At 69.3% G+C, this 22,059-nt stretch carries 21 protein-coding genes and 3 pseudogenes; 12 read left to right on the top strand and 12 right to left on the bottom strand.

Annotated features, from left to right (window positions below; translation table 11 throughout):
• Positions 1 to 316 precede the first annotated feature (316 nt).
• Positions 317 to 685 (bottom strand): ArsR family transcriptional regulator, encoded by a 369-nt coding sequence (locus ACFY3I_RS40885; RefSeq protein ID WP_390866024.1) that lies wholly within the window; start codon positions 683 to 685, stop codon positions 317 to 319.
• Positions 686 to 959: 274 nt separating this feature from the next.
• Between ACFY3I_RS40885 and ACFY3I_RS40880 the strand changes: the two genes are divergently transcribed.
• Positions 960 to 1,250 carry an STAS domain-containing protein gene (locus tag ACFY3I_RS40880; protein WP_390866016.1) on the top strand — a complete coding sequence of 97 codons (291 nt, stop codon included), beginning with the start codon at positions 960 to 962 and terminating at the stop codon, positions 1,248 to 1,250.
• Positions 1,247 to 1,438: pseudogene (locus tag ACFY3I_RS40875) on the top strand (transposase); the annotation flags it as partial. The gene ACFY3I_RS40880 and the pseudogene ACFY3I_RS40875, both read left to right, overlap by 4 nt.
• 83 nt (positions 1,439 to 1,521) lie before the next feature.
• Here the strand turns inward: ACFY3I_RS40875 and ACFY3I_RS40870 are convergent.
• Positions 1,522 to 2,691 (bottom strand): alpha/beta hydrolase family protein, encoded by a 1,170-nt coding sequence (locus ACFY3I_RS40870; RefSeq protein ID WP_390866015.1) that lies wholly within the window; start codon positions 2,689 to 2,691, stop codon positions 1,522 to 1,524.
• Between the two features lie 94 nt (positions 2,692 to 2,785).
• Between ACFY3I_RS40870 and ACFY3I_RS40865 the strand changes: the two genes are divergently transcribed.
• Positions 2,786 to 3,406: a TetR/AcrR family transcriptional regulator gene (locus ACFY3I_RS40865; RefSeq protein WP_390866014.1), complete on the top strand. Its 621-nt coding sequence runs from the start codon at positions 2,786 to 2,788 to the stop codon at positions 3,404 to 3,406.
• Between the two features lie 116 nt (positions 3,407 to 3,522).
• Here the strand turns inward: ACFY3I_RS40865 and ACFY3I_RS40860 are convergent, their stop codons facing one another.
• From ACFY3I_RS40860 to ACFY3I_RS40845, 4 genes and pseudogenes are all read right to left on the bottom strand, one after another.
• Positions 3,523 to 3,666 (bottom strand): hypothetical protein, encoded by a 144-nt coding sequence (locus tag ACFY3I_RS40860; RefSeq protein WP_390866026.1) that lies wholly within the window; start codon positions 3,664 to 3,666, stop codon positions 3,523 to 3,525.
• 46 nt (positions 3,667 to 3,712) lie between these two features.
• Positions 3,713 to 3,799: pseudogene (locus tag ACFY3I_RS40855) on the bottom strand (hypothetical protein); the annotation flags it as partial.
• A gap of 367 nt (positions 3,800 to 4,166) precedes the next feature.
• A complete protein-coding gene (locus ACFY3I_RS40850; protein WP_390866013.1) occupies positions 4,167 to 5,258 on the bottom strand; it encodes an alkene reductase in 1,092 nt (363 codons plus the stop codon).
• 888 nt (positions 5,259 to 6,146) lie between these two features.
• Positions 6,147 to 6,668, bottom strand: a complete 522-nt coding sequence (locus ACFY3I_RS40845) for a MarR family winged helix-turn-helix transcriptional regulator (RefSeq protein WP_390866012.1) — start codon at positions 6,666 to 6,668, stop codon at positions 6,147 to 6,149.
• Between the two features lie 141 nt (positions 6,669 to 6,809).
• Between ACFY3I_RS40845 and ACFY3I_RS40840 the strand changes: the two genes are divergently transcribed.
• The 6 genes and pseudogenes from ACFY3I_RS40840 to ACFY3I_RS40815 all read left to right on the top strand — a co-directional run bounded on the left by ACFY3I_RS40840 (position 6,810) and on the right by ACFY3I_RS40815 (position 10,447).
• Positions 6,810 to 7,373: an NADPH-dependent FMN reductase gene (locus tag ACFY3I_RS40840; protein WP_390866011.1), complete on the top strand. Its 564-nt coding sequence runs from the start codon at positions 6,810 to 6,812 to the stop codon at positions 7,371 to 7,373.
• A gap of 181 nt (positions 7,374 to 7,554) precedes the next feature.
• Positions 7,555 to 7,929 (top strand): annotated as a pseudogene (locus ACFY3I_RS40835) (hypothetical protein); the annotation flags it as partial.
• A 103-nt stretch (positions 7,930 to 8,032) separates the two neighbouring features.
• Positions 8,033 to 9,133 carry a Gfo/Idh/MocA family protein gene (locus ACFY3I_RS40830; RefSeq protein ID WP_390866010.1) on the top strand — a complete coding sequence of 367 codons (1,101 nt, stop codon included), beginning with the start codon at positions 8,033 to 8,035 and terminating at the stop codon, positions 9,131 to 9,133.
• Positions 9,134 to 9,247: 114 nt separating this feature from the next.
• A complete protein-coding gene (locus ACFY3I_RS40825) occupies positions 9,248 to 9,820 on the top strand; it encodes a DoxX family protein (protein ID WP_390866009.1) in 573 nt (190 codons plus the stop codon).
• Positions 9,821 to 10,100: 280 nt separating this feature from the next.
• A complete protein-coding gene (locus ACFY3I_RS40820) occupies positions 10,101 to 10,319 on the top strand; it encodes a hypothetical protein (RefSeq protein ID WP_390866023.1) in 219 nt (72 codons plus the stop codon).
• Complete coding sequence (locus ACFY3I_RS40815) at positions 10,283 to 10,447, top strand: hypothetical protein (protein ID WP_390866008.1); 165 nt, start codon at positions 10,283 to 10,285, stop codon at positions 10,445 to 10,447. Before ACFY3I_RS40820 ends, ACFY3I_RS40815 begins: the two co-directional genes overlap by 37 nt.
• Positions 10,448 to 10,697: 250 nt before the next feature.
• On the opposite strand, the gene ACFY3I_RS40810 is transcribed toward ACFY3I_RS40815, so the two are convergent.
• Both ACFY3I_RS40810 and ACFY3I_RS40805 read right to left on the bottom strand, forming a co-directional pair.
• The gene (locus ACFY3I_RS40810; protein WP_390866007.1) at positions 10,698 to 12,188 is read right to left on the bottom strand and encodes an MFS transporter; all 1,491 of its coding nucleotides are present in this window, start codon (positions 12,186 to 12,188) and stop codon (positions 10,698 to 10,700) included.
• 243 nt (positions 12,189 to 12,431) lie between these two features.
• Complete coding sequence (locus ACFY3I_RS40805; protein WP_390866006.1) at positions 12,432 to 13,247, bottom strand: alpha/beta fold hydrolase; 816 nt, start codon at positions 13,245 to 13,247, stop codon at positions 12,432 to 12,434.
• Between the two features lie 180 nt (positions 13,248 to 13,427).
• Here ACFY3I_RS40805 and ACFY3I_RS40800 point away from each other — a divergent pair, with 180 nt between their 5' ends.
• Complete coding sequence (locus tag ACFY3I_RS40800) at positions 13,428 to 14,000, top strand: CGNR zinc finger domain-containing protein (protein WP_390866005.1); 573 nt, start codon at positions 13,428 to 13,430, stop codon at positions 13,998 to 14,000.
• A 277-nt stretch (positions 14,001 to 14,277) separates the two neighbouring features.
• Here ACFY3I_RS40800 and ACFY3I_RS40795 read toward each other — a convergent pair whose 3' ends face one another.
• From ACFY3I_RS40795 to ACFY3I_RS40780, 4 genes are read right to left on the bottom strand one after another with little or no spacing between them, the layout of a single operon-like run.
• Positions 14,278 to 16,197, bottom strand: coding sequence for a glycogen debranching N-terminal domain-containing protein (locus tag ACFY3I_RS40795; protein ID WP_390866004.1), 1,920 nt, complete (start codon positions 16,195 to 16,197; stop codon positions 14,278 to 14,280).
• Positions 16,194 to 17,612 (bottom strand): trehalase family glycosidase, encoded by a 1,419-nt coding sequence (locus ACFY3I_RS40790; RefSeq protein WP_390866003.1) that lies wholly within the window; start codon positions 17,610 to 17,612, stop codon positions 16,194 to 16,196. Before ACFY3I_RS40790 ends, ACFY3I_RS40795 begins: the two co-directional genes overlap by 4 nt.
• Positions 17,609 to 18,412: a sugar phosphate isomerase/epimerase family protein gene (locus ACFY3I_RS40785; RefSeq protein ID WP_390866002.1), complete on the bottom strand. Its 804-nt coding sequence runs from the start codon at positions 18,410 to 18,412 to the stop codon at positions 17,609 to 17,611. The genes ACFY3I_RS40790 and ACFY3I_RS40785 overlap by 4 nt, the downstream gene beginning before the upstream one ends.
• 11 nt (positions 18,413 to 18,423) lie before the next feature.
• On the bottom strand, positions 18,424 to 19,470 hold the full coding sequence (locus ACFY3I_RS40780; protein WP_390866001.1) for a zinc-binding alcohol dehydrogenase: 1,047 nt from the start codon (positions 19,468 to 19,470) through the stop codon (positions 18,424 to 18,426).
• A 127-nt stretch (positions 19,471 to 19,597) separates the two neighbouring features.
• Here ACFY3I_RS40780 and ACFY3I_RS40775 point away from each other — a divergent pair, with 127 nt between their 5' ends.
• A complete protein-coding gene (locus tag ACFY3I_RS40775; protein ID WP_390866000.1) occupies positions 19,598 to 21,001 on the top strand; it encodes an ABC transporter substrate-binding protein in 1,404 nt (467 codons plus the stop codon).
• Between the two features lie 29 nt (positions 21,002 to 21,030).
• Positions 21,031 to 22,050: a carbohydrate ABC transporter permease gene (locus ACFY3I_RS40770; RefSeq protein ID WP_390865999.1), complete on the top strand. Its 1,020-nt coding sequence runs from the start codon at positions 21,031 to 21,033 to the stop codon at positions 22,048 to 22,050.
• The last annotated feature ends 9 nt before the right edge of the window (positions 22,051 to 22,059 follow it).

Below are 22,059 nucleotides of genomic sequence, written 5' to 3'. Positions count from 1 at the left end.
CGTGCGCCACGGCTGCCGGCGGTCCGGGGCGGCAGCGAACCGGTGGCCCGTTCCCTAGGGGCGCCGGCGGCCGGCTGTCACCGTCGGCTGCCCTCGCCCACCGCGGGCCGCACACAGCGTGAGGGCCCGCTCGGCGGGGGCGCCCCCGACCGTCAGTCACTCCCACCCATATGACGTGCACCCTGACGTAGACGAACCAGAACGCTTCGGACAGCGTGATCGTCGCCGTCCATCGGACGTCCTCCGGCCGTGGCGCGCGTGGCGCCGGTGCACCGTCGCCTGCCGGCTCGATCCCGGACGGCATGCTGGTTGCAGATCAGCCTTCACGCTTGTCGGCTGCGGTTTCGGCCAGACGTGCAGAGTCGTGACGGTCAACGAGTGTCAGCAGATCCGCGACGGTTGCCGGGGCATCCGCGGGGTGACGCAGGAACGTGCCGAGGCGATGCGGTAGACGTTGGAGCGGCCTTCCTGACATGGGTGAGGTTGCCGCCCTCTTCCAGGTCCGTGATGACCTTCTGCACTGCTCGCTGTCCGTGATGATCTTCTGCACGGCTCGCTCGGTGAGCCGGCAGCGGACGGCGATGTCGCGGACGCGGGTGGTGTTGTCGGCGGCGATGACGGCCAGCACCCGGGCGTGATCGGTCAGGAAGGTCCAGCCTGCGTGCGGCTCTTGCGCTCCGTCCATGCCCTCCACACTACGAGTCTGTTTCACGTCTCCGAAGAGGCGACTTTCCATTCGTGTAGTGGTTGACGTGAAAGGCAGGTGAGGTGAATCTGAAGGTAGTAAGACGGTATGCGCGAGAGCTGAGCATGTCCCACTACATGTCCATTTCCTCTGACTGGAAGGTCTGCCACGGGTGTGGCAGACCGTTTGCGCACCCGCACCCGCTGCCGCCCGTGGCCCTGCGGGCGGACGCGGCAGGGGACAAGGTCGTCGTGACGGTCACCGGTGTGAAGCCTTGGAGGACTCCCTCGGCGGCCTGGAGCTGGATCTCGCGGGCGTCGACTTCTGTGACTGCTCCGGCCTCAACGCCCTGCTGCGCTTGCGCCACCAGGCCCGCGAGAGAGGAAAAGGCTTCGTCCTGCTTCCCACCAGCCCGGCCGTGGAGATGCTGCTCTCCCTGACCAGCGCTCTCCCCCTCTTCCGCACGGAGCCGGCAGAACCCGGCGACACGCCCGCCGCCAACGACGCGCCGGCAGCTCACCCGGCACATCGAGACGGCAGCACCGAACCGACCACGCCCACGTGACTGAAGACCCGCAGGGGCAGACCTGGAGGGCATGGCTCGCAGACCTGAGGAACCGCGGCGTCGAGGACGTCCTGGTCGCCTGCTGCGATGGGCTGAAGGGGCTGCCGGAATCGGTCCAGAACATCTGGCCACACGCGGACGTCCAGGTCTGCGTCGTCCATATGGCCAGAAAAGCCTCAAGTAGGCCTCGACCAGGCACTGATCGCAGTTCGCCCAAGGAACTCCGCCAGGTCTGCACGGCGGCCACCGAACCTCTGGCCGCCGTGCGCCGTCAGCGCGCGAGCAGGGTGTCGAGCCAGTCGAAGGTGCGCTGGTGGAAGAGGGAAATGGCGCCTTCGTGGCAGTGTTCGCCCGCACCTTCGTCCTCGTGGAAGAGGATCAGTTCCCTCTGGCAGGTCATCTCGTCGACCAGGCGCTGTGGCTGGCCTTTGAAGAACTGGTCGTTCTCGGCGTCGAGGACGAGGGTCGGGCAGGTGATCCGGTCGGCGACGCCGGCCATGGTGTAGGCCTCGGTGGCCTTGACCATCTCCTCGAGACCCGAGAGGCCCAGGGTCCACTGACCGTTGCGCACCACCCACCGTACCTGGGTGTCCCGCGCCACCATCTCCTCGATGCCGCCGGGCGTAGTAGCGGCGCGGTCGGCCAGCCCCGCGACGACATCGTGGAAGTCGTAGACACCGTCGTGCAGCACGCACGCGGCGATGCGGTGTTCGAAGGCGGCCGCTCTGGCGGCCAGGTACCCTCCGAGGCTCGTACCGATCAGGACGAGCCTGTCGGAGTCCAGTTCGGGCACGGTGAGTGCGAAGTCGACGGCCGGGGTGACCACTGCTTCCCAGTCGGGCCGGAAGTGCAGGCCCTGCTCGCGCACGTTGCTGCCCTGTCCGGGACCGTCGAAGGTGAGGACGTTGTAGCCGCGGCGCAGTGCGCCCGCGGCCAGGGCCAGGTAGTTCTCCTCCAGGGTGGAGTCGTACCCGCCGTGGTAGACCACTGTCGGACGCGAGGTTCCCGATTCGTCGACGAGGAAGAGGTAGCCCGGCAGCGTGGTGTCCTCGTACGGGATGCGCACGGCGCGGGCCGGGGTGTCCAGCAGGGCGGACGCGTCGGCGAACGCCTGCTGCGAGGCCTTGGCCAGCCGCGCCGACTCGGTGTCGGCGGCAGGGTTCTCGCGGCGGTAGAAGTCGGCGGTGCGGTAGTAGTTGGATGCGCGCAGCAACGCCTCGCGAGCGCTGACCTTGTGGCCTGCGGCCAGCGCGTCCCGGCCGATACGCTCGACGCGCGACGCGGTGGCGGCCCACCTGGCCGACCAGGCTTCCTCATCGCCCTCCGGGATCTCCCTGCAAGTGACCAGGACCTCCCCCAGGTCGGCTCCGCCGTAGGCGGCATAGCCCGCAGCCCGCAGGGCCTCGAAGGAGAAGGACTCGTCGTCATAGAGAAACTTCATCACCGGCTCCCTTCGATTCATGGAACGGAACGATCCCGTTCCGTTCCATTGTAACTCGTGGAACGGAACCGTTCCGTTCGATAAACTCAGGGGTATGACGGGGCAGCAGAAGAAGGGCCGGACGGCGACCGGTGGGGCGGTCCTGCGGGAGCGGGTGACCGAGGCGATCACGGAGGCGGCCTTCGCCGAACTCGCGGAGACCGGTTACGCACGGTTGTCGATGGACGCGGTGGCCCGGCGCGCCGGGGTGGGCAAGGCCGCGCTCTACCGACGCTGGCCTTCCAAGGCGGCGATGATCATGGATCTGGTCCGCGGCAGAGTCGCCGACTCACTTCCCCGCATACCGGCCACCGGTGACCTGCACACCGATCTGCGTGAACTCCTCGCCGCCTACCGCAGCCAGCTGGCCAACCCCCTGCTCGCCCTGATCGGAGCCGAACTGCTCGCGGAGTCCCGCCGGGACAATACCCTTGCGCAGATGCTGCACGCGGAAGTGGCCGCGCCACGGCGGCGCGCGGCACTCGCGATCCTGCAGAGCGCGATCGACCAGGGCGAACTACCCGCCACGTTGGACGTGGACCTCGCCACCGATCTCCTCATCGCACCGCTCGCCTTCCGCATGGTGATCCTGGACGAGCACAGTGACGACGACTACCTGGAGACACTGACCACCGCCACACTCGCGGCACTGAAGGCGGCCGTCCGACGGCACTGATCACCAGGACGCTGGGCGACAGGGCCGCAAACGGCTCCTTACGCCAGCTCGCCCTTGGTCGCGAAGGCCCGTTCATCCGGGATCTTCGCCGCCCCGCACCGCTCACGGCCGGCTGTTCAGGTCTTGGGCAGGTACAACTCCCAGTCCACCAGGGCCCGTCCGCGTTGGGTGGCACAGGCTGCGAACACCCCGGTTCGGGAGTTGTCGATCTCTCCCGAGGTGCCGGTGTACTGCCGGCTCTCGCCCCCCCGCAGACGCACTGCCCTTCTTGACGAACCCGGTGTCGTCGATGATCAGCACACCACCCGGGCCGGGGCTCTCCGCCACGTAGTCCCGCACATCATCACGGACCGCGCCCGCATTCCAGCGGGCTTCCGCCGGCAGGTACTGCATCCGGCCGGATCTCGATGACCTGCCCATTCGGCAGGCTGCCGGCTGTTCTTCCGCGCCACCGGAGCCGGCAAGCCCCTCACCTACCCGCGTGCCCGCTGTGCCGGCCGGACACCGAGCTGGGCATCGCCTCCAACTGAACCTCCACAACGCGCGCTGGGCGGTGACTCACCAAGGTGCAGGCGGGAATCACTCGTCGGCGTTCAAGCCGACTCCACGGCCCGGCCCGCGATGCCGCGACAAGGAGAAGCCACTCGGGTCACGGGCCCGTGCGATCGCCGGTCAGGCCCTCAGGCCCTCAGGCCCTCAGGCGCTCAGGCGCTCAGGCGCTCAGGCGCTCAGGCGCTCAGGCGCTCAGGCGCTCAGGCGCTCAGGCGCTCAGGGTGGGGTAGTCGGTGTAGCCGGTCGCGTCGCCGCCGGAGATGACCTCGGGCCGCAATTCGTTGAACGGGGAGCCCTCCGCGAGGCGGCGCGGCAGGTCGGGGTTGGCGATGAAGAGGCGGCCGAATGCGATCGCGTCGGCCCAGCCCGCGCGCAGGACGCGGGCGCTCTTGTCGGGGGTGTAGTTGCCGGCGGCGATGATGACGCCGGCATAAGCCTCGCGGAGCTTGATCCGGAAGTCGTCGTCGAGCCCTGGGCCGCCGACCCAGTCAGGCTCGCACAGGTGCAGGTAACCCAGTTCACGCCTGTTGAGTTCACCGGCGATGTGCAGCCCCATCTCCAGGCCGTCACGGTCGTCGAGGCCGCCAGCCTTGATCATGGGTGAAATGCGCATGCCGACGTGGGCCGGATCCCAGGCATCCACGACGGCGTCGACTACCTCGAGGGGAAAACGGGCGCGGTTGTGGAGGCTGCCGCCGTACTCGTCCTCGCGGTGGTTGCTGCTGGTGGACATGAACTGCTGGAGCAGGTAGCCGTTGGCACCGTGGATCTCGACCATGTCGAAGCCGGCGGCGCGGGCGTTGAGGGTCGCACGGCGGTAGTCGTCGATGACGCGGGGCAGTTCGCCGGCTGCCAGGGCGCGGGGGGCGGGCGCGTCGACGGAGATGAGGTTGCCGTCGGGGCCCTGGATCCTGGTGGTGCCCCTGAACGGCAGGGCGCTGGCGGAGACGCCCGGTTCGCCGCCGTGGACGGCCGGGTGAGTGATGCGGCCGACGTGCCACAGCTGGAGGGCGATCCTGCCTCCCTCCTCGTGGACGGCGTCGGTGACGCGGCGCCACCCGGCGACCTGCTCCTCGGAGTGGATGCCCGGGGTGGCGTGGTAGCCCTTGCCCTCGGGACTGATCTGGGTGCCTTCGGTGACGATCAGACCCGCCCCGGCGCGCTGCGTGTAGTAGTCGCGCATGAGGTCGGTGGGCACGTCGCCGGGCTGGGCGGCGCGCATGCGGGTCAGGGGTGCCATGAACACGCGGTTACGGGTGGTGAAGGCGGGCAGGGCGAGCCCGTCGGTCAGATTGGGCATGTGAATCCCTCCTGCCGGCGTCGACCGGCGGTGATCGGGTGGTCTTGCGGATGTCCTGGCAACCTGCTGCCGGGCAGGCAGGTCTGCTTCAGTCGAGGCTGTGCGCGGCAGTTCGAGGCGGGGCGCGGACAGGCCGTCGCGCTGGTGAAGCGCGACAGCCCCGGGGCGCCAGCCCCTTTTCGGTCAGTCAGTGCTCGGCGCAGGCGCTGCCCTCCGATGCCGGAGCAACGGTGCGCGAGGACATCGCGTTCGACGAGCTCTGCGAGGCGGGCGCGGAGGATGTTCCTGGCGCAGCCGAGGCTGCGGTGGAACTCACTGAACCGGATCGTGGCGGGCAGGGCGTCACGGACGATGAGCCTTGTGCACCTGGTCCCTCCTTCCGGCCATTGGTTTCATCATTAAACCACATGGCCGGACCGCGGAACTGCACACCCTCTTCACGGCGCACATTGCATGCGCAATGTATTTTTGCTGGTTTCGTCATGAAACCACCACCAGCCCCACCTGCGGCCGCCGCCGACCGCCGAATCGAGACTCCCGAGAAATTCTCACATGATGAGCACTGGAGGACGGTAGACTCCGTGGTCACGAGCCAGAGCGGTTCGCGAGCGGCGGCACTCGTCCAAAGTGTTCACCAACGCAAAGCAACCTGGACTTGCCCGGGATGACGACGGAAACCCGACCCGTCTCTCCGCGGACGGCAGCCGCCCGGGATGGTCTCCTGATCGGCATCAACTGGAGCGGACGGCGCCAGGTCGGCTGGAGTTTCTCTCCCAGCGAGTTCTCAACCGGCCTCCGGCGACGAGCTCGCCCGGGGCAGGAGCGAGTGTTCCTCGGCATTCCTGGTCCGTGTCCACCACCACGGCCATCACCGCGCGGCCCCTGGTGTCAGGGTTGAGAGGCGGTGCCCTTGCAGGCGGCCCTCTGCTCCTGACGGTCGATCATTTCACCGATCTTCTCGGCGGCGGTGCGCAGGGTGCCCAGCTCGGCGGGGTCGAGCACGTCGAAGACGAGGTCACGCACCTGGGCCACGTGCCCTGGGGCAGCCTCGGTGAGGTGGGCGTGACCTGCGTCGGTAAGGATCGCCTGGGTGTACCGGCCGTTGGCGGGGTCGGGTTCGCGGCGGACGAAGCCCCGGCGTTCCAGCCTGCTGATCATGTGCGAGAGGCGTGACTGCTCGGAGTTGGCGAGGACGGCCAGGTCACTCATGCGCATGCGGTGTCCCGGCTGGTCGGAGAGCCCGGCAAGGACGTAGTACTCGACGTAACTGAGCTGAGCGTCCCGCTGGAGCTGCGCCCCCAGCGCGGCGGGCAGTCTGTGCAGCACCATCGCGAACTGCTGCCACGTCTCACGTTCAGCCGTAGTAAGCCAGCGGGGCTGATCGCTCGTCGACGGAGGCTGTTCAGACATGCCAGGAGTCTATCCGGCATGAACGCTCACACATCAGAGGCCGGACTTGAAATTTCATGAGTAGCCGACTTAGGGTCGGACATGAAAGTTCATATGAAGGGGCCGGCCTTGTCTCGGCGGCCCGTCAAGGAAGAAGACTCCATGAGTGACCTGAAGATCGCCGTCGTCCTCGGCAGCACCCGTCCCGGCCGCAACGGCAAGGCCGTCGCGGACTGGGTGGTGGACCGCTCCGGTGCCCGCGCCGGCGTCGACTACGAACTGATCGACCTTGCCGACTACCCGCTGCCTCACCTGGACGAGGCCTTCCCGCCGGCCATGGGGCAGTACCAGGGCGAGCACACCAAGGCGTGGGCGGCCAGGATCGCGGAGTTCGACGGGTACATCTTCGTGACCCCCGAGTACAACCACTCGACCTCCGGCGTACTCAAGAACGCGATCGACTACCTCTACGACGAGTGGAACAACAAGGCCGCCGCCTTCGTCTCCTACGGCTCCCTCGGCGGAGCTCGGGCCATCGAGCACCTGCGGGGCGTGGCCAGCGAACTGCAGGTCGCCCACGTACGCCAGCAGCTGTCCTTCTCACTGGTCACCGACTTCGAGAACTTCTCCGTCTTCAAGCCGGCCGAGCACCACGACGCCGCCGCGACCACTCTGTTCGAGCAGCTGGAATCCTGGGCCCGCGCCCTCAAGACGGTCCGAGCCTGACACCTCCAACCGCCGGAACGCGAGCCCGGGGACTCCCCTTGCCGTAACCGTGCAAGAACGCGAACGCCGCGCCCAAGGTATGTCCGGCCGACTCCACGGCTGAACCCGCAGCGGGGCCTGCGTCCCAGGGCCCCGCTGCGGGTGTGATGACGGCCCGGGGGCCAACCACCGGCCACGACCGGTGTCCGTCAAGCCCGCCTGGCTGGGTTTCATCGACTCCGGAATACCGGAAGACGATCCGCTTCCCGAGGGCTGCTTCGCGCTGGAGCCGGTGGAGAAGGCGGCCGAACCGCTGGTCCGGTTCATCCGGGAGTTCCGACCCCACGTGATCACCGACCACCCGGGTGCGGTGCGCCGACTGGTTCGAGGTACGCGACCGGGCACTGATCGCCCACGCCACCCAAATGGACCCGGACGGCCCGTGTTCCGGGTGCTGCTCGACGTCCGGCGTGAGATCTGGCCGACCGAAGAGTACGAACTCGCCCGCTCGCCGGCCGACACCTCACTCCCCGAGGACGCCCTGTTCGCCGGCGTCTCCGCCCACATCACCGCCTGACGCTCTCCCTGCCCGCTCCGGCCCTCAACGCCGCCCTCATGTGAGAACGGCCGCCGTCGTGCCGTTCGCCAAACAGTGACTCGAATGACAGAGGAGTCTCACCATGCCATCCCTCGAACCGGCCCCCATCGGCGTGGGCATCGTCGGTCTTTCCGCCAGGCGCGGCTGGGCCTCCCAGGCCCACCTGCCCGCGCTGCGACAGCTGGGTGGCTTTGAACTGCGCGCACTCTCTGCGAGCAGCGCCGCGTCTGCGCGGCAGGCCTCGGAGAAGTACGCGGTCGCACGGTCCTTCGGGACGGCCCGCGAACTGGCGGAGGCCGACGACGTCGACCTGGTGGTGGTCACCGTGAAGGTGCCGGATCACCGGGAGATCATTCAATCCGCCCTGGCTGCGGGGAAGATGGTGTTCTCCGAATGGCCGTTGGGCAACGGACTGGCCGAGGCCGAGGAGCTGGCCGCCACCGCTGCCGATCGTGGGCTGCGCACCTTCACCGGACTGCAGGCACTGTCGGCTCCGGTCGTGCGCTACCTGCGCGACCTGGTCGCCGACGGCTACGTCGGCGAGGTGCTCTCAACAAGCCTGGTTGCCTCGGGCGGTGGCTGGGGAGCGGTCTTCCCTGAAAACGGCACCTACCTGCTGGATCGCGCCAACGGTGCAACGATGCTGACCATCCCGTTCGGGCACGCCATGGCCGGCCTGACCATGGTGCTCGGGGATGTCGAGAAGGTCACCGCTGTCACCGCCACGCGCCACCGGGAAGTCAGGGACCCGCAGTCCGGACAGGTCTACCGGCCCAACGTCGCCGACCAGGTGGTGCTCGCCGGCGTGCTTTCCTCCGGCGCCGTGGCCTGCGTCCACTACCGCGGCGGCACGTCCCGCGGAACCAACTTCCACTGGGAGATCAACGGAACGGACGGAGACCTGGTTGTCACCGGCGACATGGGACACCTTCAGTTGGGTGAGTTCAGCATCGACGGGGCCCACGGATCCGACGCCAGGCCGATCCGACTCACCGTGCCCGAACGGTACTTCGACCCCGCGCTCCAGGAACTGCGCGGCACTCCCGCGTACAACGTCGGCGCCGCGTACGCGCAGATCCAGCGTGATCTGACACAGGGCGGCTCCGAGGTGCCCGACTTCGCCCATGGTGCCCGACACCACCGGCTGCTCGACCGGATCGAGCGCGCGGCGGAGGACGTCTGACTCCTCGGCGAAGCCGCCCCGGCAGGCCGCTTCACCAGGGGCCGTCTGCCACTGCGTGCGGCTCTGAAGGACCTCAGCTGCGGTTGCCGCGTCCGATGCTCCATCAAGACCTTCGTGTCGGTACCGGTCAACAGCCCGAGGGGGGAGCGCGATGCGGGCGGTCCGGTTGCGGGCCGCCCCGCGGTGCGCCGTCCCGCCCTCACGCCACGAACGCCCCGCTTCACCGAGCGGCGTGCGCCACCCGTTTCATCTGTCAAGGAAGAAGATATGTCTAATTCTGTACAGGAAGCCCGTAAAGTTGAGGGAAAGGCCCGAACCCGAAACATCGTCCTGTGGGTCCTTCAGGTCATCCTGGCCGTCGTATTCGTCATGGCGGGGGGTTCGAAGTTGGCCGGCGCCAAGGCCATGGTCGACCTCTTCCAGGAGGTCGGTGTCGGGCAATGGCTTCGTTACGTCACCGGCTCCCTGGAGGTGGCCGGGGCCATACTGGTACTCGTTCCCCGACTGAGCGCCCTGGGCGGCCTGGCACTCACCGGAGTCATGGCCGGCGGATTCCTGACCTGCTTGTTCGTCATCGACCAAAGTCCGGCACCGACAGCGGTGCTGCTCGTCCTGGCAGCGGTCGTCACGTGGAACCGCCGCGCGCTCACGCTGAGCACCATCAGCAGAGGCGGGGCGCCCGCTTGATCGGGCCGGGGCCGACCGGAGGACCCAGGCCTCCGCGAGGTAGTCGTCCTACCCGGATTTTCTTCGCGGTCCGCGACACAGCCGCGGATCATCCGGCAAGAGATGACGTTCGTCCCGTCGTAGCCCCGGACGCCATGCCTGCACTGCTCGGCAATGTGCCTGGAGACGGCGACATGCAGCGCGGTGACATGCTGTTCAGTCTGCGGTGAGTCCCTGAGGGGCTTGCGGTGGCCGACGCCCAGGCCGTCCGCGTTCATGCGGACCGGGCGTCGACCACCCGCTGGCCGCGGAACCGAGCGTTGCGGTGGACGAGCTGGAGGACGACACGCTCTTGTTCGTCGACGGCGGCTGCGGGCGCTTCATCCGCGAGGCGTACCAACGGGCCGACGTGTCCTTCCGTCCGACGCACCGGGTCAGTGAGCTGTCCACTCTGGTAGCCATGGTGCGAACGGGTGTGGGGGGATGTCGGTCGTTCCGGCGCTGGTGCGGCCCATGCTGACGCCGGAAGCCGTCTTCGTCCCGCTGCGGCCCCCGCTCACCCGCGCTCTGGTCCTCACCGGCGCTGTCCGGCCCTGGCCCCCCGCCGCCGTAGCCGTACTGCAGGCGTCCGCACCTGCGGGATCGTAGGTCCCTCGCCACCTGGCGGCAGACCTGCCGGTCCCCGACCCGACTGCGGTACAGGCCGAACCCGTGATCGTCGACGGCACGTTCGGTGTAGTGACCTGCTTGCCGACAGGAATCACCCACTGGACACTCCGCCCCCGGTCGGGGGCGTTCCGCCGAGCCACTCGGCGCCTCCCCCGCTCCCCCGACATCCGCCGACCGCCCGGCAAGCCGCACGGTGCACCCCTGGCACGTACAGCCGTCCAGCCCGCCATCACTTGTTCAGGTTCAGGTGGCGAGTCGTGGCGCCCGGCCACTTCTCGGTTCCCGCCACGGCCGACGTCTCTCCGTCCTCCGTGGGCAGGGACGATCCGTCACGGTGCTGTCGCGGAAGGACGACCGCGATCAACACTGCGGCCGCGCAGATCACGACCCCCAGGGCTGCGGCGACGCCGTAGCCACCCGGGGCCGGGAGTGCGGATCCCGCCGTGGTGTGGGACTCGAGCACGACGGCGCTCAGTGCGCTTCCTGTGGTGAACCCGACGTAACGGAGCACCTGGTTGAAGCCGATGGCGCTCCCGATCTCGCGGGCCGGTACCGCGCTGACGACCAGCGTGGGTACGAGGGCGAAGACGCTGCCCACACCCAGGCCGGCTATGCCCATCACGACGAACAGCTCCCACAGGCGGGCGCGGGCAAGTCCGAACATGAGCAGGGCCGCCAGGATGAGAACGCAGGACAGGGGAAGCGCCAGGCGCCAGGACGCGTGGTGTGCCACCAGCGGTACGACCTTGCTCGCCAACAGGCTGGCGACCGAGAAGGGGAGCAGGATCAACCCGGTGACGACGATCGACGCCCCGAATCCGTGGCCGGGGCCCTCGGGCGTCTGGGCCAGGCGCGTGACCAGCGACACCAGCAGGTACATGCCCAGACCCGCGATGAGTCCGACCACGGCCGCGGTCAGAACGACTCGGTTTCGCAGCTGGCGCAGATCCACCAGCGGCCCGCTGGTCCGCAGCTCGAACACGATCCAGACCGCCAGGCACACCAGCGAGGCGGCAGCCAGGACGAGCAGTCCCGGCGATGTCCAGCCCCACGATTCTCCCTCGCTCAGGACCAGCAGGAGGCCGGCGAGGAGTCCGCCGAACAGACCCGCACCCACCAGATCCAACCGGTGGCGAGTCAAGTGCCGGGTGCCCGGCAGGATGATGACAGCCGCCGCCAGGGCCATGCCGCTGACTGCCGCACCGAACCAGAAACTGGCTCGGAAACCGAGGTGCTCGGCGATCAGACCGGTCAGCGGATATCCCAGGCCGACGCCGCTGACGACGGTGACGGAGAGCAGCGCTATCGCCGGGCGTGAACGGGCCGCCGGCAGGCTGTCACGGGCGGTCGCGATGGCCAGCGGGATCAGACCGAGCCCCGCCCCCTGCATGGCCCTGCCTACGAGCAGCCAGACGAAACCGACCGGCAGGGCGGCCACCACATTGCCGATCAGTACGACCCACAGCGCACCGAGAATCGTCGCGTGCCGCAGCGGACCGTCACCGAGCCGTCCCATCGCGGGGGTGGCAACGGTTCCGACCAGCAGAGTGATCGTGAGGGACCACTGGGCCTGGGAGAGCGACACATGGTCGGCGGTGGCGATGGTCGGGATCAGCGGCGCACCGAGGCTGCTGATCACCGCCACCACCGAACTCAGGTAGACGAGTACCGGTACCAGTGCTCGTCCACGCCAGGCGGTGGACGATCCCTCTATTGCCATGACTGGATTTCCGTCCTTCTTCATCTTCGCCGGCGGCCGACGCCGGCAGGCATGGATCATGGCGCCGGGGCCGGGGCTCGCCCTGTTCGCCCGGCCCCCAGCCCCGAAGGGGCGGTGGAGCCGTGCGCCGTGACCGCCGCTGCGGCCCATGCGCACCACGTGGCCGGCGACGGTGCCAACCGCCACACCGTCCCGCGACCGGCCGCGTACCGGCCGCCGCCCCGGCACATTTCCGGCCGGTGCTCAGTGCCGCTGCCACCAGTCGGTGACGATGCCGGCGTACTCGTCCGCGGCTTCCTCCCAGATGAAGTGGCCGCCGTCGATGATGTCGAGCCTGCTGCCGGGCAGGCGTTCGTGCAGGTACTCGGCGTTGGCCACCGGTACCACCGGGTCCTTGAGGCCGTTGATGATCTGGACCGGCGTCTCGATGGTGGGCAGCAGCTCGCCCAGCTGGGGCAGCTCGGTGGGGTACGCGCGCACGTAGCGCATCTGCTCGACGAAGCGCAGGCCGGTGTAGGAGGCGAGGTAGTCCTCGAGCACCGTTTCCGGCAGCTCGTAGCCCTCGATCTTGCCGACCGCGACGTTCACGATGACCTTCGGGTCGATGGAACGGTACGGAGTGAGGTCCTCGGCGTGCACCCAGTCATGCAGGGGGCTGCCCAGCTGCAGCGGGACGGCCGCGCCACCGGTGCCCACGACCACGCTGCGGAACCGTTCCGGGTGCCGGGCGGCGGCGAACAGGACCGCGCTGGTGCCGATGTCGGGGCCGACGACGTGCGGCGCTGCCAGCCCGAACTCGTCGGCGATCCGCACGATGAAGTCACCCATCGCCTTGGGAGAGAGCAGATCCTCGCGGAGCTGGGAATGTCCGAACCCCGGCAGGTCCACGGCGATGAGACGGGCGTGCCGGGCCAGTCGTGACCAGGTCGCGTCGTAGGCGTACAGGCTTTCCGGCCAGGGGCTCAGCAGCAGGGCCTCGTGGTCATGGGATCCGTCGCTCTCGGCGTACCGGACGGACAGCCCGTCGATCGTCCGGAACCGTGTCTTGATCTCACTCATGTCCTTCTCCTCTGCCAGGACATCACGAACCGAGTGCCCTTCGCGCGTCGCCGCTCGGCACAACCCGCGGGGACGACGACGGGAGTAATGGTCTTTGAATTTAGACACTTACTTTGTAGCACGGATCACCGTCGCCCTGTAAGGCCCTTCCATGAAAAGACCATGTGTTAGCGTGGCGAAGTGACCAGCGAAGGGCAGAGCGCCACACAGTCGATCCCCGCCGATGCCACCGCCGTTATCGATCTGCTCAACTCGCGAGCCCACGGCATCACCCCGGCACTCCCGGAGACGCTCGACAGCCACCGGACGGCGAGCGAGATCCTGCGCCCGTTCGGCCAGTGCGACGGGCGGCAGCCGACACCAGAGCTCATCGCCCGGGTCCGCGACCTGCGCACAGCCCTCCTGGACATCGTCACAGCACCAGACCCCGAGGACACGGCGGCCGCCTGGGCGCGGCTCACCCGATTGTCGTCCTCGGTCACGCTGAAGCAGGTCTTCACGTCACCCGGGGAGGTCCGCCTGCGACAGCGCGGCGGCGATCCCGTGATCGGCGGCATCGCCCTCGCGGTGGCCGAACTCATCACGGACGGCAGCTGGCCACGCATCCGCACGTGTGCCAACGAGTCATGCGCCCACGCCTTCTACGACACCACCCGAAGCCGCACGCAGCGCTGGCACTCGTACGAAGTCTGCGGCAACAGGAACAACGTCGCCGCCTACCGAGCCAGGAAGAACGCCCGCTCCGCGCCCTGACGACCGGGCGGGCAAAACTCCGAACGCTTGGCGAACCCGGCCGCAAGCCCGGTCACACCAGGTTGGGTGATCCGGATGAATTGATGACTTGTCAGACACCGAGCCCGCGCTACGACCGACTCGCCGTTCCGACCCCGCCGGGCCGCATCACCGTGGACCGGCGGTCCGGTCCGCGGAAGTGCGTAACAGCCCCCGACGTCCGAACGGGTGGAGGAACCAAGCGGCTGCCAGGGCCGCCATCGCGGCCGTCACCTGCCGCGTGGCCGTCACCGGTTCGTCAGTGGATCCGGCCCTCTCGGGCCGAACGCAGGGCCAGTGGTGTCGCCGCCGCCCATGCCTGCGGTGAGCAGGAGTGCGGGTACGGGACGGGGCGCCCGGTGTCCGTCCGGGCGTAGCCGGCCATGACCTCGGGCAGCCGGTCGCCGTGGTGGGCCGCCGCCGCGATCAGACCCTCGGTGACGGTTTCCGCCTGCTCTGTCAGGCCGTGGCGGGCGAGGCCGAGGACGATGAGCGCGTTGTCGTGCGGCCAGGCACTGCCGCGGTGGTACGAGAGCGGGTGGTACGGCTTCTGGCCCGCGGCCAGGGTGCGGACGGCCCAGCCGGAGAAGAAGTCCGGCCTCAGCAGGCGTTTGCCCACCCGGTGCGCGTGCTCTGTGTCCAGGATGCCGGACCAGAGCAGGTGTCCGGCATCGGAGGCGAGAGCGTCGGCCTGGCGGCCGGTGCCGTCCAGGGCGAGCGCCGGGAAGCCGGCTTCCTCCATCCAGAAGTCGGTCAGGAAGCGCGAGCGCAACGCGTCGGCGTGCTTGCGCAGTTGCTGGGCGTACGCCCGGTCCTGCCAGACGAGTTCGGCGAGTTCGGCGGTGCGCACGAGGGCGTCGTAGGCGTATCCCTGGGCCTCGCAGACGGCTATGGGGCCTTCGGCCTGGGTGCCGTCCGCGAAGCAGATGGCACCGGCTGAGTCCTTCCAGTTCTGGTTGACCAGGCCGCCGGGGTCGGGCCGGTACACGAGGTAGCCGTGTTCGCCGATGCCGCCGTCGGTGAGCATCCAGTCGACCGCGCGCCGGGCATGCTGTTCGAGCCGGAGGGCGGACGACGGGTCGCCGGTCGCCTGGTGGTGGGCGTGGAGCAGGACGAGGAAGAGGGGGGTGGCGTCCACGGAGCCGTAGTAGCGGCCGTAGGGGACCTGGCGGAAGTGGGCCAGTTCGCCGTGGCGTGTCTCGTGGACGATGCGGCCCGGCTGTTCCCCGCTGAATGCGTCGTGGCGCTGTCCCTGGACCGCGGCGAGCGCGCTGAGGGTGGCAGCGGCCGTCTCTGGCCTGTAAGGCAGCAGGAAGTAGGAGGTGAGCAGGGAGTCCCGGCCGAACAGGGTGAGGAACCAGGGGATGCCGGCCGCGGGGACGTGGACGTCGTCGCCGTCGACGCCGGGGGCTGCGACGGTGAGCAGGTCGATGTCGGCGAGGCCCTGGGCGCAGGCCCGGTCGAGGTCGTCGCCGACCCGGCTGTCCACGGTTTCGGGTGCGGGGCGTGCGGTTTGCGTGAGGGGCCGGCCGTTGGGGCGGGCGTGCGCGGTGAGGTGGAGTTCGGTCTCGCCGTGGCCGACCATGTGCAGGCTCCAGCCGAGGACGCGCCCGGTCGGGTCGTCCTGCGTGCCGGGGGGATTTTCCGTGGTGTCGGGTGCGGGCCGGCAGGTGAGCTCGGTGGTGGACTGCCAGTCGGCACGCCGGTAGGTGAAGCGGACGCCCGCGGGAGTGTTGTGGGTGGTGCGGCGGGCGTCGCCCTTGTCGTAGTGGCGGCCGTCGGAGCGGAGTTCGAAGAGATCGGCGAAGTCGCAGTCGACGGTCAGGGTCACGTGGGCGGTGACCGGGCCCGGACGGTTGTTGACCAGCCGGAGGTGTTCGGTGAAGGTGCCGGCGCTGATGCTCTGGCGGCGGAAGACGGTGTAGGCGGGGGGCTCGTCCCGGGTGCCGTGCGGGGTGAGGACGCAGGTCACCGTTGCGTCGGTCTCCTGCACGGCGGGACCGAGGGCGACCGGTGTGTCGCCGTCGACGGCGAGCTGCCAGCGGCTGAGGTGCCGGGCGTCGCGGGCGAACATCCCGTCGGGGGTGGCGCCGCGGGTTCCGCTGATGCTGCTCTCCGCGCCGAGGTGGGCGAATGTTGCGTCGCCGACGAGCTGGATCAGGGTGCCTGCGGTGGTCATGTGCGTGACTCCTTCGCGACCGTGCGGATACGGAGGAGCGCGGCGGCTTCCTTCGCGGCCCCGTCCCTGTCTCCGGCATCGGTGGAGCTGAGCAGGTCCAGGGCGAGAGCCGCGGTCCAGGAGAAGTTCCGCGCGCCACGCCCGTCGCCGGTGACGGGATCGATGTATTCGGCGAATCCCGAGCGCCGCGCCTCGGTGAGGATGCCCTCGCGCAGTCTGGCCGCGGTGGAGTGCAGGCCATGGGTGCGCAGGCCGTGCTGGACGAGCCAGGCGGTGTTGAACCAGGCAGGTCCGCGCCAGTACCGCTGGGGGTCGAAGGCGTGGCCGGTCAGGTCGTAGCTGGGGACGAGGCAGGTGCCGGGGGCGGCGAAGTGCGGTCCGCGCAGTGCCGCCTCCAGGCGTCGTACGGCGTTCTCCGGCAGGTGCGGCACGATCAGCGGGACCAGGCCGCTGATCGTTCGCTCGTCGACGAGTCCGCCGCCGTTGAGGTCGCGGACCTTGAACAGGCCGGCGTTCTCGTCCCAGAGCCGCGTGACCAGTTGTTCGGTGAGGGTGGCGGCGCGGTGCAGGTGGTGGCCGCTGTCGCCGCCGAGTTCCGCGGTCAGTTCGGCTAGTGCGTACTCGCTGGCGATGAGGAGGGCGTTGAAGCCGGGGTCCTCGACGGCGAAGGCGAACCGCGTGGCGCGGTCGTCGTAGCCGGCCGTGCGGTAGTCGGTGGCAAGTCGGACGTAGCGGCCGTAGTCGAGGTCGGTGGGACGGTCGGTGGGTTGCCCGTGGTTCAGGTCCGCGCGCCGGAAGGTGTCCGGGGCGATGGGTTCGACACGGGCCAGTGCGGTGTCCCAGGAGGGGCTGTTGTCGGTACCGGCTTCCCAGGGGTGGACGACGGCGGCCAGGCCCGCGCCGCCCAGGTCGCGGTGGACGAGGAGGTAGTCGTGCCACGCGGTCAGGTGCGGGTGGACGCGGGCGAGGAAGCCGCGGCGGCGGGACTCGTCGGGGTCGGTGCGGTGGACGAGCAGCGCGGCCAGGGCGTGCACGGGGGGCTGCACGATGCCGGAGGTCTCGGCGGCGGCCGGTGCCCCGGCGGCCCGGCCGGCCGTGGAGGACCGCCAGAAGCCGGGGCTGGGGAAGTAGGCGTCGTGCGGCAGTGCGGGGTTGAAGACGATGTGCGGGATGCGGCCGTCCGTCCATTGCGCCGCGAAGAGCGACTCCAGTTCCTGCTGGGCCCGGCGCACGGAGAGGTGGCGCAGCCCGATGGAGATGAAGGCGGAGTCCCAGCTCCACTGGTGGGGATAGAGGGTGCGGGAGGGGACGGTGGAGGTGCCGGTCCAGTTGTCCAGCAGGACCCGCGCCGCACCGCGCCGGAGTGTCAGGTCTTCGGCAGCGGTGGGCGCCGGCCGGTCCAGAAGGGTCTTCACGCGCCGGACCTCTTGAGGAACGCGGGTACCGAGCGGACGGCGGCGGTGGGGTCGCCGGTGAGGCGGCATTCGGCGGCGAGGTAGCCGTCGTAGCCGATGGTGTGCAGGGCGCCGAGCCAGGCGGCCCAGTCGAGGTGTCCGGCGCCGGGCTGGAAGCGGTTGGAGTCGGAGACCTGGGCGTGCCCGATGACGTCGGCGTGGGCCACGATGGCGGCGGCCGGGTCGCTCTCCTCGATGTTCATGTGGTAGCTGTCGATGCCGATCCTGACCGAACTCGAGCCGACTTCGCGGATCAGGTCGGCGGCCTGTTCCAGCCGGTTGACCATGTGGTCCTCGTAGCGGTTGAGCGGTTCGAGGAAGAGGGTGACGCCCTCTTTGCGGGCGTGCTCGCCGAGTTCGGTGAGCCCCGCCAGGAGCACCTCGCGGTCCTCCTTTTCGGTGCGCGGAGGCTCGAAGGGAGGCAGGCGACGCGAGAACATGCCGTAGGACGCGGGCGTCTGCGCGCCGAGCCCGCCCAGTTCGCCGATCACGGTGAGCTGGGACTTCATCTGGGCGATGGCGTCGCGGCGCAGGTCGTCGTCGAAGGCTGCGAAGAAGTGCAGCATCTCGACGCACACGGTCGGCATGACGACGCCGTCCTTCTGTGCCTGCTTCAGCTCCCCGAGGCGGGAGGCGAAGTGGAAGTCCCCCCTGGCGCGCAGCTCGATCGCGTCGTAGCCGGCGTCCTGTGCGAACTCCCACTTGGCCTGCAGGGTGTCTCCGGGCAGGAGTTGTTCCTGCGCGGCGGTCTTGAGCGTCATCGGGGGGCCTTTCAGAATTCCAGGACGACCTGGAGCGCGTCGGCGGGGCGCTCGTCCAGCAGTACGTAGGCGTCGGCGGCGTCGGCCACAGGGATGACGTGGCTCACCAGGGAGGCGACGTCGACCTGGCCCTCGGCGACCAGCCGCAGGAAGGTCTGCTGGAGCCGTTCGATGGTCCAGCGGTTGGACAGCTGCGGGGGGACGCCGCCGATCTGGGAGACGACGAGCTGCACCCGGTTGTGGTGGAACTCGTCGCCGAGGCGCAGTCCGATGCCGTCGCCCTGGTAGAAGCCGGAGGCGACGACGCGGCCGCCGACCGCGACCGAGCGCACGGCCTCGTGCAGGGCGGGATAGGCGCCGCTGATCTCGATGGCGAGGTCGGCGCCGAGACCGTGGGTGGCCTCACGGACACGTTCGGCGACGGATTCGGTGCGGGCGTTCAGGGTGTGAGAAGCGCCATACCGCCTGGCGGTCTCCAGTCGGCCGTCGAGGGCGTCGACCGCCGTGACGCGGGCGCCGTTGAGCTGGGCCAGGCGGGTGGTGATCAGGCCGATGACGCCCTGGCCGAAGACGGTGACGTCCTCGCCGACGTGGATGTCTCCCGCGAGCACGGCGTTGTAGGCGATGGCGCCGACGCGGGCGAAGGCTCCGGCCAGCGGCTCCAGTCCGGCGGGGAGGGTGTGGCCGATCATCCGTTCGACGGGGACGATGCCCTCGCTGCGGTGGCCCCAGATGCCCCACACCAGGTCACCGACGACCGGTACGCCCGGGGTTGCGGCCAGTTCGGGAGAGACCTCGGTGACCTCGCCGACCTCCGAGTAGCCCCAGCCGGCGACCGGGTACTCCATGCCGGGAGCGCCGTCGCGGAACAGGCGCGCGTCGGGGTCCCAGGTGCGGGTGAGGTACGGGTTGGTGCCGCGGTAGGCGGTGAGCTCGGTGCCGGCCGAGATGCCCGAGTAGCGGGTGCGGACCCTCAGGTGGCCGGCGGGCAGTTCGGCCCTGACGTGCTCGGCGACCTCTACTTGGCGGGGGCCGGTGAATTGGACGACGCGTTCCACGGATGACTCCGGATGAGGATGTTCGATCGGGTTGCGTCGACCATATCCGCAACTTATGTCTTGTCAACAAGCAAAAGTGATGCTGAGATGCGTGACCAGTAGACGTAAGCCGACACGAGGACACAGCATGCACACCAGGAGCCGGCGGTCGACGATGACCGCGGTGGGCATCTCGGCCGCTTTGGGGTTCGGGCTGCTCACGGGCTGCGCGAGCAGTACCGGGCCCGGGAAACCGGACCGCGAGATCACCGTCTGGTCGCAGGAGAACCTGCCCGACCGCATGGCCGTCACGCAGAAGGTCGTGAACGGGTTCGAGAAGAAAACGGGGATCAAGGTCCACCTCGTCGGCGTGGACGAAGGCCAGATGCCGCAGCTCATCATGTCCGCGGCCGCCTCGGGCACGTTGCCGGACGTGATAGGCGCGGCCCCGATGGGCCAGGTCTGGCAGATGTACTCCAACGGGCTGCTCAACACGAGCATCCCCCGGCAGATCGTCTCCGAGCTGGGCAGGGGAACGTTCAACGCCAACGCGCTGCGCCTGACCGCGGACGGCAGGACCACACTCGGGGTGCCCTCCGACGCCTGGCTCCAGCTGCTGCTGTACCGCAAGGACGAGTTCGACGCGAAGCACCTGCCCGTCCCGGACACCTACGCGAACGCCGTGAACGGCGCCAAGGCACTCACCGGCAAGGGCAACTACGGCATGGCGGCCGCGACCGACCCCAACGACGCCTTCACCTCGCAGAGCTTCGAGAGCACGGCACTGGCCAACGACTGCCAGCTCGTGAACGACAAGCACCAGGTCGCCCTCGACTCTCCGCAGTGCGCGGAGACGTTCAAGGCGTACGACGCCCTCGCCCGCCTCTACGGCGCACCCGGCACCCAGACCGTCGACTCGACCCGCGCCACCTACTTCGCGGGGCAGTCCTCGCAGATCATCTGGTCGACGTTCCTCCTGGACGAGCTGGCCGGACTGCGGTCGGACGCCCTGCCGAGCTGCCCGCAGTGCCACAAGGACCGTGCCTGGCTGGCGGCCCACACCGGCATCGTCACCGCGATGAAGGGGCCCGACGCGGCACAGCCCGCCCAGTTCGGCGAGGTCACCTCCTGGGTGACCACCAAGACGGCCGAGACCGCGGCCTCCCGCGAGTTCATCGAGTACATGATGGGTCCCGGCTACAAGGCGTGGATCGGCATGGCCCCCGAGGGCAAGATCCCCGTCCGGGACGGCACTCCGGCCGCGCCACAGGAGTACATCGACGCCTGGCGCCACGCCGACATCGGCGTGGACATCCGCAAGCCCTTCGACCAGGTGTATCCCAAGAGCCTCCTCGACCAGCTCGTCGCAGGCGTCAGCAACATGCACCGCTGGGGCATCACCCAGGGCGAGGGCGCCCTCGTCGGCGCCACCAACGGCGAACTGCCGGTCCCGAAGGCGATCAGTGCCATGACCAGCGGCCAGATCTCCCCCGCCGACGCGGCAAGCGAAGCCCAGGACGACGTCGCCGCCCTGAAGAAGTCCCTGCAGTAGCCGCCCGCCGCACGTACCGAAGGTCCCTCATGACTACAGCTCCAACCGGCGCCCCCGAGCGCCCGCGGACCGGCGACCGGGACGCTCACCGCTCCGCCGCCCGGACCCCCCGCCCGATGACCGCGAGCCGGCGCGCCAACCGCGCGGGCCTCGCCTTCGTCACGCCCACCTTCGTCGTCGTCCTCGTCGTAGTGATCCTGCCCATCCTGTGGACGGTACTGCTGGCCTTCCAGAAGGCCAGGCTCGTCGACATCCAGGGCATGGGCCTGTTCGGCAACTGGTCCCTGCGCAACTTCGACCAGGTCTTCGGCTCCGCCGGATTCTGGTCCAGCCTCGGCACCACCCTCCTGTACACCGCGGGCGGCACCGTGGGTTCCGTCGCGCTCGGCCTCATCGCCGCGCTCGCCCTGCGCCGGCCGTTCCGCGGCCGGGGCCTGCTGCGCGCCGCGATGCTGCTCCCCTACGTCGCGCCGGTCGTCGCCGTCTCCTTCGTCTGGGAGGTCGCGCTCAGCCCGCAGTACGGCATCGTCAACAGCTGGGGACGCAAGCTGTTCGGCTGGGACGACCCGATCGCCTTCCTCTCCACCCGCGAGTACGAAGTCCATCTGCTCGGCGTGCACTTCGACATACCGCTCGCCCTGCTGACCGTCATCGCCTTCGAATGCTGGCGGTACTTCCCCTTCGCGTTCCTGTTCATCCTGGCCCGCCTCCAGGCGGTCCCGGACGGCCTGGAGGAGGCCGCGCTGGTCGACGGCGCCACCCTCACCCAGCGCTTCCGGCACATCCTGCTGCCGCAGCTCATGCCGGTCATCGCGCTGCTGTGCGTGCTCCGCTTCATCCTGACGTTCAACAAGTTCGACGACGTCTACCTGCTCACCGGCGGAGGCGCGGGCACGGAGGTCGCCGCCGTCCGCGTCTACGACTTCCTCACCGCCCGCTACGACGTGGGAGCCGCCGCGGCCCAGGCCCTGGTGCTGGCCGTCGCGCTCATGATCCTCCTCGGCCTCTACTTCAAGTTCTTCGGCAACAAGGTGCAGGAGGAATCGTGACCGCCAAGC

It is taken from the genome of Streptomyces sp. NPDC001068, from assembly GCF_042897315.1.
GTDB lineage: Bacteria > Actinomycetota > Actinomycetes > Streptomycetales > Streptomycetaceae > Streptomyces.
This window is presented reverse-complemented; position numbering and strand designations above follow the sequence as displayed.